Origin of the sequence: Acetobacter okinawensis JCM 25146, from assembly GCF_000613865.1 — a bacterium.
Taxonomy (GTDB): domain Bacteria; phylum Pseudomonadota; class Alphaproteobacteria; order Acetobacterales; family Acetobacteraceae; genus Acetobacter; species Acetobacter okinawensis.
On the sequence record NZ_BAJU01000127.1, the window covers coordinates 1 to 531 of the forward strand.

Genomic DNA, 531 nt, shown 5'->3' on the forward strand with positions numbered 1-531 from the left:
CACCAGACCGGCGCGTAGGCGCGCCCCTTCCTTCAGCGCGTCGAGAATACTGGAGAGCTCGGCCCGCGCCGCATTCGCGTCGCAGCGGTGCGGTCGAGATCGGCTAGCGTCCGCTCGTCCGGGATCGCATCGGTCAGCGTAGCAATCTCCCGTTCGAGCTTGTCGACGAGAGCGTGCGCCTGCGTGTTCGTACGCCCGAGCTCCAGAAGGCGCTGAGCTGAGGCTGACAGGCGGCGCACCTTGCCGTGGACGTGCTCTATCAGCGTGCCGGCGTTCAACTCGGCATAGTCGCGATCGCAGACGGGACAGATCTCGCCGTCGATGAAGGCCGTCACTTCGGACAGTATCGCGGCGAGGCCGCTCGCTGACGTCGAGATTCCCTCCATCTCGCGGCTGATTGTCTTGAGGCGCGATCGCGCGACCTCGATTTCGCTCCTCGCTGCGGCGAGCCGCTCGGCGTCGGCCTTGGCCTTGCTCGCGCGGGACGTCGTCTGGTCGGCGTGAAGCGTGAGGTGGCGGAGCGCGGTGTCG

1 protein-coding gene is annotated in these 531 nt (G+C 67.4%); it reads right to left on the minus strand.

Features of this window, described 5'->3' with window-relative positions:
• Positions 1 to 32 precede the first annotated feature (32 nt).
• The coding region (locus JCM25146_RS22705; RefSeq protein ID WP_035373072.1) for a hypothetical protein at positions 33 to 531 on the minus strand (499 nt) is incomplete at its 5' end.